This is a genomic window from Actinomyces sp. zg328, from assembly GCF_009829635.1.
Taxonomy (GTDB): domain Bacteria; phylum Actinomycetota; class Actinomycetes; order Actinomycetales; family Actinomycetaceae; genus Actinomyces; species Actinomyces marmotae.
In genome coordinates this window covers 168,486-184,448 of record NZ_VWPE01000003.1, presented here as the reverse complement: position 1 = coordinate 184,448, position 15,963 = coordinate 168,486, and the positions used below count along the sequence as shown (strand labels likewise).

At 74.0% G+C, this 15,963-nt stretch carries 10 protein-coding genes and 1 riboswitch; of the genes, 4 read left to right on the top strand and 6 right to left on the bottom strand.

From position 1 onward, the window contains the following. Nucleotides 1-42: 42 nt before the first annotated feature. Nucleotides 43-1,518, top strand: a complete 1,476-nt coding sequence (locus GVV75_RS03270; RefSeq protein ID WP_159813450.1) for an IS1096 element passenger TnpR family protein — start codon at nt 43-45, stop codon at nt 1,516-1,518. Between the two features lie 119 nt (nt 1,519-1,637). Here GVV75_RS03270 and hrpA read toward each other — a convergent pair whose 3' ends face one another. Beyond that, nucleotides 1,638-6,278 (bottom strand): ATP-dependent RNA helicase HrpA, encoded by a 4,641-nt coding sequence (gene hrpA / locus GVV75_RS03265; RefSeq protein ID WP_159813448.1) that lies wholly within the window; start codon nt 6,276-6,278, stop codon nt 1,638-1,640. Between the two features lie 163 nt (nt 6,279-6,441). Then, complete coding sequence (locus GVV75_RS03260; protein ID WP_159624560.1) at nt 6,442-7,275, bottom strand: alpha/beta hydrolase family protein; 834 nt, start codon at nt 7,273-7,275, stop codon at nt 6,442-6,444. Nucleotides 7,276-7,456: 181 nt separating this feature from the next. Continuing rightward, nucleotides 7,457-7,538: riboswitch (SAM riboswitch) on the top strand. 4 nt (nt 7,539-7,542) lie between these two features. Between GVV75_RS03260 and GVV75_RS03255 the strand changes: the two genes are divergently transcribed. Further along, nucleotides 7,543-8,595 carry a methylenetetrahydrofolate reductase gene (locus tag GVV75_RS03255; RefSeq protein WP_159813446.1) on the top strand — a complete coding sequence of 351 codons (1,053 nt, stop codon included), beginning with the start codon at nt 7,543-7,545 and terminating at the stop codon, nt 8,593-8,595. Between the two features lie 24 nt (nt 8,596-8,619). Continuing rightward, the gene (gene metE / locus GVV75_RS03250; RefSeq protein WP_159813444.1) at nt 8,620-11,046 is read left to right on the top strand and encodes a 5-methyltetrahydropteroyltriglutamate--homocysteine S-methyltransferase; all 2,427 of its coding nucleotides are present in this window, start codon (nt 8,620-8,622) and stop codon (nt 11,044-11,046) included. A 31-nt stretch (nt 11,047-11,077) separates the two neighbouring features. Here the strand turns inward: metE and GVV75_RS03245 are convergent, their stop codons facing one another. Then, nucleotides 11,078-12,013, bottom strand: coding sequence for a copper homeostasis protein CutC (locus GVV75_RS03245; protein ID WP_175993993.1), 936 nt, complete (start codon nt 12,011-12,013; stop codon nt 11,078-11,080). A gap of 123 nt (nt 12,014-12,136) precedes the next feature. After that, entirely contained in the window at nt 12,137-13,069 is a 933-nt protein-coding gene (locus GVV75_RS03240) for a cation diffusion facilitator family transporter (protein WP_159813512.1), read from the bottom strand. A gap of 286 nt (nt 13,070-13,355) precedes the next feature. Here GVV75_RS03240 and GVV75_RS03235 point away from each other — a divergent pair, with 286 nt between their 5' ends. Then, entirely contained in the window at nt 13,356-14,216 is an 861-nt protein-coding gene (locus tag GVV75_RS03235) for a trimeric intracellular cation channel family protein (protein WP_442858359.1), read from the top strand. Between the two features lie 50 nt (nt 14,217-14,266). Here the strand turns inward: GVV75_RS03235 and GVV75_RS03230 are convergent, their stop codons facing one another. Beyond that, nucleotides 14,267-14,581 (bottom strand): YtxH domain-containing protein, encoded by a 315-nt coding sequence (locus GVV75_RS03230; protein WP_159522762.1) that lies wholly within the window; start codon nt 14,579-14,581, stop codon nt 14,267-14,269. Between the two features lie 239 nt (nt 14,582-14,820). Continuing rightward, nucleotides 14,821-15,957, bottom strand: coding sequence for an App1 family protein (locus GVV75_RS03225; RefSeq protein ID WP_159522764.1), 1,137 nt, complete (start codon nt 15,955-15,957; stop codon nt 14,821-14,823). Nucleotides 15,958-15,963: the final 6 nt, after the last annotated feature.

Genomic DNA, 15,963 nt, shown 5'->3' with positions numbered 1-15,963 from the left:
GGGCCCATGCGCGCTCCGCGAGGCTATGGCAGCATCGGGACCATGGCGAGACGCTGGCAGGTCATCACCGTGGAGCTCCTGGGCGGTCGCGGCATTGACCTCGACCCGCCCCCTGGGCGCGACCTTATCGCGCCGCCGTCGACCACCTTCGCCGAGCTCGCCCACGCCATCGACCTCGCCTTCGCCCGCTGGGATCGGGCCCACCACCACGAGTTCACCCTCGCGGATGGCACTCGCATCATCGACGACGTCGCCCAGCGCGACCTCGCGGCCCGCGCCGCCACCGGCGGTCCCATCCTCGACCGCGTCCTGCCCGGCACCACCCAGGTCAAGCCGCTCCTGGAGCGCGGGGACACGATGCGCTACGTCTTCGACCTGTCCGACCGGTGGGTCTACCGCTGCGCCATCACCGACAAGATCAGCGTCGAGCGGCTCATCGGCCCCAGGATCACCGGCCCGCAGCCGATCCGCGGCTGGGGCGACCTGCCGGATCAGTACGGCCGGACCCGCCCCGACGCCGAGCGCCACCGGGGCGCGGGGAGCCGCCGCGTCGATGATGAGGGCGGTGGGGCCGGCGGGGCGCGGCCCGCACCCGAGGCCCTCGAATCGGGACCGAGCCGCCGCGCCCGCAGGGCCGCCGAGCGCGCCGGGGCCCCGGATCGCTGGGACCACCCGGGATGTGAGGGGCGTCGGGATCCGCGGGACGCGCGCGGCGAGCGGGGCCGCCCCCGGCACCTGGAGTTCCTGGAGGAGTTCGGCGCTCCCGTGGCCGAGCCCGTCGACGTCGGCGCGGTGCGCAGGGCCCGGGCCAGGCGCGATATCCCCTCGCTCGTGTCCGCCATCACCGGCGCCGACTGCCGCCACGCCCTCCAGCAGGTCGGAGCCTGTCTGGCGGGCGCCTGGCGCTCCAGTGACGGGCCCGGCTACGCGCTGCGCGAGCCCATGACCGCCGCGATGCTCTCCGCCATCACCCAGCTCGGGCTGCGCGGATGGCCCGGCGACGACGTCCTCGCCGAGCTGATCATGGCCCGGCTGCGTCAAGAGCGCCCCGCCGGCTCGCCCCTGCCGCTGCGCCTGGGAGCCCTGGTGACCTCCATCGCCGCCGCGGGGCAGCGCGACGGCGTCTGGCTGGACCTGGACACCGGCGTCGTCTGGCCAGCCTCGATCCTCGCCGCCCGGGCCGGTCGGGACTGGGCGGGGCCGATCACCCCGCCCGTCGAGGGTGATGCGGCGCTCGGGATCGCGCCCGGGCACCGCTGGCTCCACCTCGATGAGAGCGATCCGGGAACCGCGTGGTCCGATCGGCGCGCTTTCATCGCACATCTGGCCGGGGGCCGGTCCGAGGAGGAGATCATCAACGCCCGGGCCCTGAGGCGCGGCGCCGAGCGTGGGCCGGAGGCCTTCTACGCCGCCGTCGTCGATCGGGGGCTCGATTCCCTCTGGCTCACCTTCCGCGACGACCGTCGTTGGGGCCGGGCCCGGGCGGCGCTGGACGCCGAGGGCCTGCGGCCGGCCTAACGCCAGCCCGCCCCCTCCAGCGAGACCGGTCGAAAATAGGAGCGAGACCGGTCCCGGAACCGGTCTCGCTCCTATTTTCGACCGGTCTCGCTGATAGGGAGGGGTGATGGGCGGTGGGGTTAGATGGTGGCGAGGAGCTTGGAGATGCGCTGGGGGCTGACCTTCTGGGAGGTCCCCAGCGTCTGGGCGAACAGGCTCACCCGCAACTCCTCCACCATCCACCGCGCCTCGGCCAGCGCCGCCTCGCGCGCCGCGTCCGGCGGGAGCGCCGCAGCCCGCTCACGCGCCCGCTCGACACCCGCCAGGGCCTCGCGCGCCTGGTAGGCCAGGGCCGCGTCCTGCGCCGCCGCCGACGGCGAGGAGGCCGCCCGCTCCACCCTCATCGCCAGCGCCTTCAGGTACCTGGGCAGGTGGCGCAACCGGCCGGTGGGCGTGGCGGTGATGAACCCATCGGCGATGAGCGCGGCGGCCTGCTCGCGCACCTCCTGCAGCGTGGTCAGCAGCGCGAGCGAGGCATGGGCGTCCACCGCGTCCTGAACCTCCCGCTGGGCCTCCAGCGCGCGCACCACGATGAGAGCGATCCGGTGGACCTCATCCTCCAGGCCCTCGCGCATCGCCCCCGCGAGCTCATCGAAAGCGGCCTTCTCGCGCACCTCGGCGAGTCCCCGGCCAGTGCCGGAGGCCCACCGCTCGGCGACGGCGCGCGCCGCCGCCAGCTGGAGGTCGGCCACCAGCGCCTCGGTGGACCGGTAAGGGCTCGCCGCGAGCGTCAGCGACTCCCTGCCGCTCCAGCGGCTCGTGATCCGGCCCGTCGGCAGCGCCACGCGCGCCTGTGCCAGCGCGATCACACCGGCGGGGTGCTCCCGGCCCTGGGCGACGGCGTCGGACAGGATCGTCAGATCCGCGGTGGGGGCCGTGGGCTTGCCGGGGGTCACGCCCCCGCCGGCCCCGCCGGGGCGCAGCCGGGCCGCGCCACCACTGGCCACCAGGGCCGGGTAGCCCCGCACGACGAGCCCGGCCGTGCCGGTGGACTCCACCGTGATGGGTATCGTGGAGGAATCCGGGCCGATGAGTCCGGCCAGGCCGCTCGGCCACTCCTCCAGGCCCGCCCGCTCGGCCAGCCCCGCGCTCATGCCGGCGGACCCGGCGCCGCCCGCCTTCGGGCCAACCGGGCCCGCCGCACCCGTGGGATCGGCGCCGGCCCTGTGACCGCGTTGGCCGAGCCGCCCGGGGGCCTGCCGGCCCCGCCCCGCCTTCCCCGCTCCGGGGCCTCGTGATCCGCCGCCCCCGCCGGAGCGGGCCCGCGCCTCCTCCATCGCCTGGGCGAGCGCCCCGCGCACCGCCGAGCGCACGGCCTCCTCGGTGCGCCCCGACAACCGCCTCCGCAGCGCCACGAGATCCTTGCCGCGCCCCAGGACCTTCCCTCGCGAGTCAAGCGCCACGAAGGCGATCGACAGGTGATCGGGCAGGCGCTCAGCGGCCTCGGCCCAGTCGTCGTCGCTGATCTCCACCCCGCGCAGACGCCCCACCACCTGAGCGAAGGCCTCCTCGAAGGGAGTGTCCGGGCAGGAGGCCCCCGGCGGCGTCGGGTATTCCTCCCGCAGGACCGCCCACGCCTGCGCGCCCACATCCGGGGCGGGGACGAGTTGGCGGCGCACCCGCTTGGGGAGCGCTCGGATCGTGGCCACCACGAGCTCGGGGCGCATCCCCGGCACGAGCCAGTCGAAGCCGGTCGGCTCCAGGCGCCCCAGCACCTCGATCGGCACCCGCACGGTGACGCCGTCATCATGGCGCCCCGGCTCGAAGACGTACTCCAGGCCCAGGGTCAGGTCCCCCTGCGTCCAGGTGTCCGGGTAGCCCGTGGCGTCGTCATCGCCGGGGAGCAGCAACTCTCGCGTGAAGTCCAGCAGGTCCGGGTGGCGGCCCCGCTCCCGCTTCCACCAGGCGTCGAAGTCGGCGGCGCCATGGACCTCCTCGGGCAGGCGGTCGTCGTAGAAGTCGAACAGCGCCTCGTCACCGGCCAGCAGGCCGTGCACGCGGCGCCGCCGCTCCACATCCTCCAGCTCCTCGCGCAGCTCCCGGTTGCGCTCCACGAAGCCGTGCCGGGCGTGCCAGCCGCCCTCGACGAGCCCGGAGCGGATGAACATCTCCCGGGCCACCTGCCGCGCCGACTCCGTGCCCACCGACGCCAGCGTGGAGGGGCGGTCCGCCACGAGCGTCATCCCGTAGAGCATCACCCTCTCGTGGACCATCGCGGCCCCGTGGCGAGTGGACCAGTAGGGCTCGCCGTAGACGCGGCGCAGCAGGCCCGCCCGCTCGGCCGCCTCCTCGATCCACCGCTCATCGATCCTCGCCACGGTGCGCGCGAAGAGCCGGGAGGTCTCCACCAACTCCGCCGTCATCACCCAGTCGTAGGTCTTGCGGCGCAGCCCCGAGCCGGGCCAGATCGTGAAGCGCGTGCCCCTCGCCCCGGCGTACTCGCGGCGCCGCTCATCCCAGTTGCCCACATTGGACAGCAGTCCCACCAGCAGGGAGCGGTGGATGGCGTCGGCGTCGGGGGTGTCGGCGCTGCGGCCGAGCGCCACGACGGCGGCCGCCACATCCCCGTGGGCGATCTGGGCGGCGTGCGAGCCGGGCTCCAGGGCCTCCCCGGCGGCGCGGATGGCGCGCGCAGTCGGCAACTCGACGGGGGAGGCGCTGAGCCCCAACTGCCGCGACATCTGCCGCAGTTGGGCGTGGACGTCCTGCCACTCGCGGATCCGCAGGTAGTGCAGGAACTCGGCGCGGCACATGCGCCGGAACGCCGAGCCGGACAACTCCCGGGACTGCGTGCGCAGGTAGCGCCACAGGTTGAGGTAGGTCAGGAAATCGCTCGTGGGGTCGGCAAAGCGGCGGTGCAGGGCGTCGGAAGCCTCCTGCTTGTCCGCCGGGCGCTCGCGGACATCCTGGATGGATAGGGCGGCGACGATGACGAGCACCTCCCCGGCGCAGCCGAGCTCGCCGGCCTCCAGGAGCATCCGCCCCAGGCGCGGGTCGATCGGCAGGCGCGCCAGGCGGCGCCCGACGGCGGTCAGTCGCGGCCCGGCGGCGCTGGTGGCGCCGTCGGGGTGGATCGCGCCGATCTCGGCGAGCAAGGCGATGCCGTCGCGCACGGCCCGGCGGTCCGGGGCGTCGATGAAGGGGAAGTCCCCCACCGCGCCCAGCCCCAGGGCCGCCATCTGCAGGATGACGCTGGCCAGCGAGGTGCGCAGGATCTCCGGCTCGGTGTACTGGGGGCGGGAGTTGAAATCGGCCTCGGAGTAGAGGCGGATGGCGACGCCGTCGGCCAGGCGCCCGCAGCGCCCCGAGCGCTGGTTGGCGCTGGCCTGGCTGATCGGCTCGATGGGCAGGCGTTGGACCTTCGTGCGGTTGGAGTAGCGCGAGATGCGGGCCAGGCCCGGGTCGATGACGTAGCGGATGCCGGGCACCGTCAGCGAGGTCTCGGCGACATTCGTGGCCAGGACGATCCGGCGCGTTGAATGCGGCTCGAAGACGCGGTGCTGCTCGGCGGCGCTCAGGCGCGAGTACAGGGGCACCACTTCGACCCCTCCGGGCAGCCGTGAGCGCCCGTCGACGGCGAGGCGCGGTCCGAGGTGATCAGCCAGGGCCGATTCGGTGTCCCGGATGTCCCGCTCGCCCGCGAGGAAGACGAGGATGTCCCCGGGGCCGGTGGCCAGGAGCTCGTCGACGGCGTCGAGGATGCCGGTGACCTGGTCGCGGTCCTCCCGGGGGGTGGGCCCCGGCCGCTTGGCGCGCCCGGCCCGGGGGGCGCGGTCGGCGCCATCGGGCTCGTCCGCGCCGTCATCGGGCTCGTCCGCGCCGTCATCGGGCTCGTCCGCGCTCAGGGGCCGGTAGCGGATCTCGACGGGGTAGGTGCGGCCCGTGACCTCGATGACCGGGGCGGGCACGCGCGCGGCGGGGGCGGCGCCATCGGGCTCGGCGCCGTCGGGGCGCGGGGTCTTGGTGCCGAAGTGCTCGGCGAAGCGCGCAGAGTCGATGGTGGCCGAGGTGATGATGACCTTGAGGTCCGGGCGGCTCGGCAGGAGCCGGGCGAGGTAGCCCAGGATGAAGTCGATGTTGAGGCTGCGCTCATGGGCCTCGTCCACGATGATCGTGTCGTAGCGGTTGAGCATGGGGTCGGACTGGATCTCCGCCAGGAGGATGCCGTCGGTCATGAGCTTGATGAGGGTGCGCGCCCCGACCTCCTCGGTGAAGCGCACCTGGTAGCCGACGATCCCCTCGGAGGAGACGCGGGTGCCTAGTTCGTCCGCGATGCGCTCGGCCACGGAGCGGGCGGCGATGCGACGGGGCTGGGTGTGGCCGATCATCCCGGTGATGCCGCGGCCGAGCTCCAGGCAGATCTTGGGGATCTGCGTGGTCTTGCCGCTCCCGGTCTCCCCGGCCACGATGACCACCTGGTTGCGCTGGATCGCCTCGGCGATCTCAGCGCGGCGGGCGGTGACGGGCAGTTCATCGGGGTAGACGATCTCCGGGACGGAGGCCGCGCGCTCGGAGAGCTGATCCGCGGTGAAACCCGGCCGGGGGCGCCTGCCCTGGCGACTCCCGCTGGGCCGGCGGACATGCCCGTCCCGCTGCTGGGCGGGGCGGCGCCCCCGACGGCCCCCGTCCTCTCGCCGTCCTCCCGAGTCGCGGCGATCGCGGCGCCCCTGCTGGCGCCCGTGGCCCTCACCGGCGTCGCCGGCAGCACTGGTGGTATCCATAGGCCGCCCATTGTCCCCCATGCGGCGGGCAGGGGCGGACGGTCGGGAAGATCCCCTCGCCACCCGCCTCGTCGGGCAGGGCGGTGGCGCGCGCCCGGCGCCTCCCCGCCGGGGCGCCGGAGGAGCCCGTGGCGTGGGCGCCGGGGGGAGGCGCTGTGAGGGGCTAGCGCAGGCGCAGGGCCATCCAGTCCACCGCGGCGCGAGCGAGCTCGGCATCGGCCTCCTCGCCCGAGGAGTGGATCTGAAGCATGCGCGAGCCGTCGGGCAAGAGGGGGAAGCCCTTGGCGGCCTCGTCGGCGGCGTCGGAGGACTCCTCGACCCGCGCGCCGTGCACCATGAGGATCGGCCAGGGCAGGCCCTCCATGACGTCGTCGGGGCGCTGCATCGACACGTCCGCCAGGGTCTCCTTGGTCAGGACATCCCAGGCGCGGTCATTGGGGTTGTCATCCGGCAGGCGGGTCATGCCGTGCTTGTCGAGCTCGTCGAGCTGGCTGGGGGAGAAGACCTCCTCCCACAGGATCGACTGCGGGCCGACGATCGCGCCAACGGCCACCGCCGTGCGCACCTGCTCCGGCCTGGCGACGAGCGCCGCCGTGGCCCCCAGGCCATGCCCGTGGATCCCCTGGCGCGCGTAGCCCAGTTGGGCGAGCCACCCGCACAGCGCCTGGAGATCGGCGACCTCACCGGCCAGGGTGATGACGTCGTCGTCGGAGGCGCCCAGGCCCGAGAAATCGAACTGGAGCGTCGCCAGGCCAGCCTCCCTGTACGCGGCGGCCATCCGGTCGAGGCTGTGCCCGGGCCCGTGGCGGTCGGCGAGGAAGTCATGGGCGAGGATGACGATGGCCTCGGGGCGCCCGGGGATCGCGCCACCGGTGCCCACCACCCGCTGCCCATCGTCGGGATCGAGGTCGGGGACCCCGGCGGGCAGCACGAGTTCAACCGCGAGGCCGATGCCCCTGGCGGTATCGATGCGCGCCTCGATGCGCTGATCAGACATGGGCACCAAGGTAAGGCAGTGCCGTCGCCCCGACCATCCCCCCACAGGGGGAGATCCGCCGATTGCGCTCGAAGCGTGACTGCCGACGCGGCACGGCCCTCACAGATTCCCGCAACATGACGCCGCGTCTCAGAAAACGGACCCGGGGGCCGGTCCCCGCTGGGCTCTGGCAGGATGCGAATACCCATCCAGAGCGATTGAGAGACCTGGCTCAACGACGTCGCAGCAACCCCTGAGGGTGCTTCCGCCAGGACCGATGGAGAAGACATGTCGACCACCCCAGACGATTCGGCCCCCGCCCCGCACGGGGCGCCCACGCTCTCCCTCGAGCTCTTCCCGCCCCGCGCCGGCGCCGCTTCCTCTCAGACCTGGAGCGCCCTGGACCGGCTGCTGGCCACCGCCCCGGACTTCGTCTCCGTCACCTACCGGCCGACCTTCGTGCTGGGAGCCCGTCCCGCCGATCCCGCCGTGCGGGTCATCCGCGAGCACAACCCCGCCGAGGACGTCGTCACCCACGTGCTGGCGCGCTCCCGCACCCCGCTCATGGCGCACCTGACCTGTATCGGCTACCGCAAGCGCGACGTCGTGGAGATCGTCCGCCTCTTCCTGGCCCTGGGCGTGCGCCGCTTCCTGGCCCTGCGCGGCGATCCTCCCCGCGGGCACGACGCCGACGAACTGCCCGGCGAGCTCGCCCACGCCGAGGACCTCGTGCGCGTCATCCGGGAGGTCGAGGCCGAGTACTTCGACGACGGCGAGCGCCACCTCACGATCGCCGTCGCCGCCTACCCGGCGGTGCTCGACCACGGGCGCGGCGTTGAGGTCCTCGCCGCCAAGCAGGCCGCCGGCGCGGACCTGGCCATCACCCAGGTCTTCTATGATCCCGAGGACTACCTCTCGCTCGCCCGCGCCGCCACCTACTGCGGCGTCTCCATGCCCCTGCTTCCCGGCATCCTGCCGATGACCGACCTCGCCCGGCTCTCCCGCCTGGCCGCCCTGACCGGCGTGCCCATCCCCGCGGGGCTCGCCGCCAGCCTCAAGCCCGCCCGGGGGGCCCAGGCCGTCACGCGAGGGATCGACGCCACCCTCAGGCTGGCCACCGAGGTCCTCGACGGTGGCGCCCCCGGCATCCACCTCTACACCTTCAACCGCACCCGCCCCGCCCTCGACGTCGTCAGCCAGCTGCGGCTGGGCGGCATCCTCGGCGGCGAGCGCGCCTCGGCCGCCATGCAGCGCGACGTGCTCCGCGCCTACCTCAACGCCACGCCCGGCGGTGATCGTCGAATGCCCGAGCCGGCTCACGCCGGTCCTGCGCGCCCCTGAACCTCGATGACGAAAGCGACGACCATGACTACCCCGACTACCCCGACTAGCCCGACCACGCCAGCCGCCACAACCGCGCCCGCCCCCTCCACCCCCCTGCCCGCCGCCACCATCCTCGGCTACCCGCGCATCGGCCCCGACCGCGAGCTCAAGCGCGCCGTCGAGTCCTACTGGAAGGGCGCCACCAGCGCCGATGAGCTGCGCGCCGCCGCCGCGGGGCTGCGCCGCGCCACCCGTGAGCGCCTGCGCGGCCTGGGGCTGTCAGGGCCGGCCGCCGTCCCCGCCGACTTCGCCTACTACGACCAGGTCCTCCAGGTCACGAGCGCCCTGGGCGCCGTGCCCGCCCGCTTCGCCCACCTGCGCGGCGGCGCCGGGCAAGGGCACCCCGGCCTGGGCCTTGAGGGTCATTTCACGGTGGCGCGCGGCCAGGGAGACCTCGCGGCGCAGGAGATGACGAAGTGGATGGACTCGAACTACCACTACCTCGTCCCCGAGATCGACGAGTCCACCGTCTTCGACTACGCCCCCGGATTCGGCGCCATTGACCCCACGGACGGGCCCGCCGCTCAGGTCCTGGAGGCCCTCGCCGCGGGCGAGCCGGATCCGCGGCCGGTCATCGTCGGCCCGGTCACCTACCTGCTCGCCTCCAAGCCCGCCGACGGCGCGGCCCCCGGATTCCGGCCGATCGACCGCCTGGACGACCTCCTGGGCGCCTACGGCCACCTCCTGGCCGACCTGTGGGCCGCCGGGGCGCAGTGGGTCCAGATCGACGAGCCCGCCCTCGTCGCCGACACCTGGGGCGTGCCCCGCGAGGAGGTCCTGGCCGCCGTCCACCGGGCTTACGCCTGGATCGCCGCCATCGTCGAGCGTCCGCGGGTCCTCGTCACCGGCGCCTACGGCTCGCTCGGCGACGCCCTGCCCGTGCTGGGGGCCACCGGGATCGAGGCCGTGGGCCTGGACCTCGTGGCCGGGGCGCTGCCGCGGGACGAGGACCTGGCGGCTCTGGGCGGCAAGAGCGTCGTCGCCGGGGTGGTCTCCGGCCGCAACATCTGGCGAACGGACCTTGAGGCCGCGCTGACCACCCTTGAGCGCCTGCGTGACGCCCTGCCCCAGGGCGCGCCCCTGACCGTGGCCACCTCCACATCCCTGCAGCACGTCCCGCATGACGTCGAGCGCGAGGCCCGCCTCGACCCGGCCATCCGCTCCTGGCTGGCTTTCGCCGACCAGAAGGTGGGGGAGGTCCTCACCCTCGCGCGGGGCCTGGCCGAGGGCCGGGACGCCATCGCCGACGAGCTCGCCCGTGACGCGAGCCTGCGTGCCCAGCGGGCCGCCCACCCCGGGGTGCGGCGCGCCGAGGTGCGCGACGCCGTCAGCGCCATCACCCCCGCCGACCGGGCGCGCCCGCCCTACGCCGAGCGCAAGCCGCTTCAGGACGCCCGCCTGGGCCTGCCGCTCCTGCCCACCACGACCATCGGCTCCTTCCCCCAGACCCCGGAGATCCGCGCCGCCCGCGCCGCCCACCGCGGGGGAGAGCTCGACGCCGCCGGCTACGGGGCCCAGATGAGGGCCGAAATCGAGCGCGTGGTGCGCCTCCAGGAGGAGATCGGCCTGGACGTGCTCGTCCACGGCGAGGCCGAGCGCAATGACATGGTCCAGTACTTCGCCGAGCTGCTCGACGGCTTCGCCACCACCGAGCACGGCTGGGTCCAGTCCTACGGCTCGCGCTGCACCCGGCCCTCGATCCTGTGGGGCGACGTCGCCCGGCCGGCGCCGATGACGGTCGCCTGGTCCTCCTACGCCCAGTCGCTCACCGACAGGCCTCTCAAGGGCATGCTCACCGGACCCGTGACGATCATGGCCTGGTCCTTCGTCCGCGACGACCTGCCGCGCGCTGAGGTGGCCGACCAGCTGGGGCTGGCCCTACGCGCCGAGGTGGCCGACCTGGAGGCCGCGGGCATCGGCGTCATCCAGGTCGATGAGCCGGCCATCCGCGAGACCCTGCCGCTGCGCCGCGCCGATCAGCCCGCCTACCTGGAGTGGTCCGTCGGCTCCTTCCGCCTGGCCACCGGCGGGGCGGCCAGCGCCACCCAGATCCACACCCACCTGTGCTACTCGGAGTTCGACGTGGTCATCGACGCCGTCGACCACTTGGACGCCGACGTCACCTCCATTGAGGCCTCCCGCTCCAGGATGGACATCCTCCCGGCGGTCGCCGAGCACGGCTTCGCCCGCCAGCTCGGCCCGGGCGTGTGGGACATCCACTCCCCGCGCGTGCCCAGCACCGAGGAGTGCGCCGAACTCGTCGGCCGCGCCGTCGACGCCCTGGGCGCCGGGAGCGTCTGGGTCAACCCCGACTGCGGACTCAAGACCCGCGGTTACGCGGAGACCACGACCTCGTTGCGGAACCTCGTGGACGCCGCGGCGCGCGTGCGGGGCGGCCTGGAGGGCTGAGCGCCGGGCCGGTGAGAGCCGGCCGGGCCCCTCAGCCCTCTGAGCGGCCCGGCCGGCCCGGGACCGGAAGGGCGCGCGCCACCTTGACGATCTCGCGCACCTGCTCCTCGTCGGTGTTCTGGGGCAGGTGCGGGGGCAGGCCCGGGAAGGAGCAGCGCAGGTGGATCTCCCCGGCGCCCGTGGCCTCGATGACCTCGGCGACGTTGTCGCTGCGCACCATGCCGGTGGCGATGACCGTCGGCCCCTCCTCGGCCACCATCGCGGCGATCATCCGCGCCCCGTCGAGGGCGGTGTCCGCCGCGCCACTGGTGAGCACGTAGTCGACGCCGAGTTGGCCCAGGTCGCGGTAGGCCTCCAGGGGGTCGCGGCTGGCGTCGATGGCCCGGTGGAAGGTCAGGGTGGCGCCGTCGGCGAGGTCCTTGAGGAGGCGGATGAGGCCGCGGTCGACGGTGCCGTCGTCCGTCAGGCCGCCGACGACGATCCCCAGGTCCACGGCCGGGGGCAGCGGCTGGGCCGGGTTGGAGGTGGGCACGGGCCGGGTGTACTCGCTCATCTCCCGCGCCAGGGCGGCGATCCTGCGCACGTCCGCGATCATCGCGCGCCTGCCGTCGCCGTCGTAGACGAAGCTGCCTCCCCGGGGGCGAATCATGACGCGCAGGCCGAAGGGGGCGCCGTCCTTCGAGGAGGCCCAGTGCGCGCCGATGCGCTGGCGCTTGGCCTCGACCTCCTCGGCTGCGGCCAGGATGGCGGCCTCGACAGCGCCGATCGAGGGCGTGGTGCCTCCAACGGTGACGTTGTCGCATAACTCGGCGCGATCCGCCCCCGCGCGGACCGCGCGCCGCACGCCCGCCACGTTCTCCAGGCAGATCTCGACCCCGATGTGGTCGAGGTCGCGCCAGGGGGCGGTGTGTGGCGCGGTGTGATGGCGCAGGGACGGAGCGGTCACGGATAGAACTGCTGGGTTCATGGCACGAGTGTGGCACGCGGCGCTCCATCTCGCGATCCCATGCTGCGCCGGAGCGTGTCTGGCTTCGCGCCTCGCCGGTGCGATCCCCGGCGGCGAGGACCCCGGTCCCGGGCGCGCGGGCGGTCAGACGTCGTCGAGGTCCTCGTAACTCTTCGGATCGCCGATCGGCTCGAGGTGGGCGGAGACCCGCAGGCCCGGATCCGCGCGGACCAGGTCATCGATAAGGTCCTCGGCGAAGTCGTGCCCCTGCTTGACCGTCCAGGCGTCGGGCACGAGCACGTGGAGATCCATGAAACGGCGATTTCCTGCCTCGCGGATGCGCATGGCGTGGAAGTCGATGCGGCCGGGTTCGCGGCGGGTGCCCAGCACTTCCTCCACCCGGGCGATCGCCTCGGCGGCGGGGGCGGCGTCCATGAGCCCGCCCACCGACTCGTTGATGAGCTTGAAGCCCGTCCACATGATGTTGAGGCCCGCCCCCAGGGCCACGAGGGCGTCGAGCACCGGCGAGCCGGTGAGCGCCACGATCCCCACGCCGATGAGCACGGCCGCGGAGGTGATGACATCGGTGGCCAGGTGCTTGGCGTCGGCGATGAGCGCGGCCGAGCGCTCGGCGCGCCCCGCTCGATGCAGGACCCAGGCGACCCCGCCGTTGATGACCGAGGCGATCACGGAGACCCCCAGGCCCAGCCCCAGCCTCTCGGGCATGACCGGGCGGATGATCCGCTCGGCCGCCGTGACGATGATGAGGGCCGCCGCGACGAAGATCATGACGCCCTCGACCACCGCGGAAAAGTACTCCGCCTTGGAGTGGCCGAACTGGTGGTCCTCGTCGGCCGGGCGGATCGAGACCTTGAGCACCCACAGGGCCACCACCGCCGCCACCAGGTTGACGAGCGACTCCGCCGCGTCCGAGAGGAGCCCGGCCGATCCGGTCACCCATGCCGCCCAGGACTTCAGGGCGATGGTGGCCAGGGCCGCCCCGATGGACAGCCACGCGTACGTGGACAGGTCCTGGGGCGGGGCGTAGCGCGAGCCCGTGGCCGAGCGCCGCGGCACTGGCGGCACTGGCGGCACTGGCGGCGCTGGCGGCGAGGGCCGGGAGGGCTGCGGGGGCGGGGAGGGCTGTGACGGCACGCGCCCGATCCTCCCCCCTGGCCGGTCGTGCCCGCCAGCGGCGGTTTCGGTGAGCCTGATGCTGTGGGCGGCCCTGCTGGGCGCGAGGCCTCGCGGGCGCGCCCCGGCTCGGCCCCCGCCGCCTACCCCGGGCGGGATGGCGCTGGCCCGGTGAGTCCCCGCCCCGTGCGGGCCCTCACCGCCGCGCATCCTCTATCGTGTGGCCGTGCTGTCAGTGGTCTGCCTCCCCATCGCGCTTCATCCCGTGCAGATCACGGCGCTCGGCGCCCTGCCCGTCACCTTCCGCGCCATCGACCTGTCCGGTGTGCTGCTCAACGGGATCCTGGGGGCGCTCATCGCCCGCCGCAAGAACTTCGACCTCGTGGGCTTCGTGGTCCTGGCGATCCTCACGGCGACCGCCGGCGGCATCCTGCGCGACGTTATGATCCAGAACGGCCCGCCCTTCGCCCTGACGGACCCCTACTACCTCTACGCCGCCTGCGCCGGCGCGATGATCGCCTGGCTCGTCCCCTTCACCTCCCGCCCGGCTCGCCGCTTCCTCGTGGTGGCCGACGCCGTCGTCCTGGGGGTGTGGGCGGCCACGGGCGCCACCAAGGCCCTGGCGAACGGGCTGGGCGTGATGCCGGCGCTGCTCCTGGGCTGCCTGACGGCGGTGGGCGGCTCCATGATCCGCGACGTGTCCGTGGGTGAGACGCCGGCGGTCTTCGGCGGCAACAAGCTCTACGCGATCCCGGCGCTCCTGGCGGCGCTCACCGATGTGGTGATGGTGCGCGTAGGCTTCCACGAGAGCTGGGGCATTCTCGTGGCCACGCTCGTGGGGGCGGGCATGTGCCTGCTCGCCTACTGGCGCTCTTGGCAGTTGCCCGTGGTGGGGGACCGCGAGATGCGGCGGCGCGCCCGGGGGGAGAGGCCCCTGAAGTGGGCGCTTCCGAGCGGCCCCGCGATCGGATGGCGCCGCGGGCTCATGGGTCTGCGCGTCAGGGGAGATGGCGCCCGGCGGGCGAGCGCGGGCGGCGGGTCCTCCCGGGGACGGCGCGACCGCGAGCCCCTCGCCCCCGAGGACCTCTAAGGGCCGGGGCTCTCACCGGGGCCGCGTGGGGAAGTGGGCGCCGCGCGGCGCTACTTGATGGGGCGGATTGTGGCGTCGTCGACGGCGACCGCGGCCGGCTCCGAGCCCTTCGCCGGGGCCGGGGAGGCGGGGGCGCCGAAAAGGCGCTCCTTGACGGCGTCGGCGACCTTGTCGGTGACGGCCTCGCCCTGCTGGCGCACGGCCTGCGCGACTCTCGCCTGGGCGGCGTCGACCCGGGTGCGGACGAAGGGCTGCTCGGCGACGCCCCGGGCGGTCGCCTTGATGCGCTCGTACTGGGCGCGGCCCGCCCGGGTGCCCAGGACGTACCCGGCGCCGAGGCCGAGGACGAAGGGGAGCTTGCTCATGCGTGCCTCCTAGAAGTGCGCGGCGGGCGCGTCATGCCCGGACCGCGGCGCCCAGCCTAGCGGTCCGCCGGCGCCGGGGCGAGGCGCGCCAGCCCCGCCCTCTCGCGCGGTCGGATCGGGTGGGCGCGCGCTCCTCCTGCCCTGTGCCGCTCGGCGGTGGTGATCCGTGCTCCGGGTCCGGCGCGGCGCCAGGGATGCGACATCTGGCTGAGCGGTCCGGCCGTCGGCTCGGGATCGCCTCATCCTCCGGCTGTCCCGCCACCGATCGCAGTGGGCAGGCGGGAGGCCAGCTCGAAGCCATTGGTCCCCGTGACCACCGGGACATCCGCCTCCGCGAGCGTCTGGGCCGCCGGCCCGATGCCCATGGGATGAGCGGTGATGCCCCCGGCGAGTACCTGCTCGGTGGCGCTGAGCCGGCGAATCGCCACCGCGGCCACGCGATCCGCGTGCTCACGGGCCACCTCGCCGTAGATGAGGGGGTCGTGCTGGCCGTCGTCGCCCACGAGCAGCCAGCGCACCTGGGGAAGATCGATCATGAGGCGGCGCAGCTCGGTGCGCTTGTGCTCGATGCCGCTGCGAAACCACCCGGTGTTCGTCGGTCCCCAGTCGGTCATGAGTGCGGGCCCCTCGGGGAAGCCATGGCGGGCGAAGAAGGCGCGCAACGTCGGCATGACGTTCCACGCGCCCGTGGACACGTAGAACACCGGCGCCCCCTGATGGGCCTGCTGGACGCGCCGGTACAGCCGGGCCATCCCGGGCACCGGCTCGCGCGCCGAGGAGTACTTGACCAGTTGGTTCCACGCGGCCACGAGGATGCGCGGCACGTGCGAGATCATCGCCGTGTCATCGATGTCGGAGATGATCCCCAGGGTCGGCTCCGGGCCCACCACGAGCACTCGCGCGCTGGACCGTCCCGCGCCGGCGGCGTCGATCACCGCGTCATGCCATCCCGGGCCCAGTCCGTGCCCGCGCACGACGACGTCGATGTACCCCTCGCGATCCGCCCGTGTGCGGATCCGGGCGCCGCCCACCGTGATCGTCACCGGGAGGAAGGGCACCGGCGCGTCGATGAACAGGCGCCAGCCCCGCTGCGCGTCCGCCAGGGAGATGCGGGCGTTGTCGATCACCTCCGCCGCCGAGGCCGGGCGCCTCTCCGGCAGGGAGCGGAATAACGGGCCCTCGGTGGGGGCGTCCACGGGCCGCAGCACCATCCGAGCCAGCACGCGTGCCATATCGGCGCCGTCGGGCTGGTCTGCGCTGGTTCCGTAGCCGTCATAGGCGACCACGCGTGGGCGCCAGCCGCGGCGCTTGAGCACGGGGATGACGTCGCGGTGGAACTGGTCCTCCACGGCGCGGGCGATATCGAAGAGCGGCATCTCGCT

Bases quoted from the DNA above. Each gene is read 5' to 3' on its own strand.
- GVV75_RS03270 (WP_159813450.1), top strand. From the start codon at position 43: ATGGCGAGACGCTGGCAGGTCATCACCGTGGAGCTCCTGGGCGGTCGC.
- hrpA (WP_159813448.1), bottom strand. From the start codon at position 6,278: ATGGATACCACCAGTGCTGCCGGCGACGCCGGTGAGGGCCACGGGCGC.
- GVV75_RS03260 (WP_159624560.1), bottom strand. From the start codon at position 7,275: ATGTCTGATCAGCGCATCGAGGCGCGCATCGATACCGCCAGGGGCATC.
- GVV75_RS03255 (WP_159813446.1), top strand. From the start codon at position 7,543: ATGTCGACCACCCCAGACGATTCGGCCCCCGCCCCGCACGGGGCGCCC.
- metE (WP_159813444.1), top strand. From the start codon at position 8,620: ATGACTACCCCGACTACCCCGACTAGCCCGACCACGCCAGCCGCCACA.
- GVV75_RS03245 (WP_175993993.1), bottom strand. From the start codon at position 12,013: ATGAACCCAGCAGTTCTATCCGTGACCGCTCCGTCCCTGCGCCATCAC.
- GVV75_RS03230 (WP_159522762.1), bottom strand. From the start codon at position 14,581: ATGAGCAAGCTCCCCTTCGTCCTCGGCCTCGGCGCCGGGTACGTCCTG.
- GVV75_RS03225 (WP_159522764.1), bottom strand. From the start codon at position 15,957: ATGCCGCTCTTCGATATCGCCCGCGCCGTGGAGGACCAGTTCCACCGC.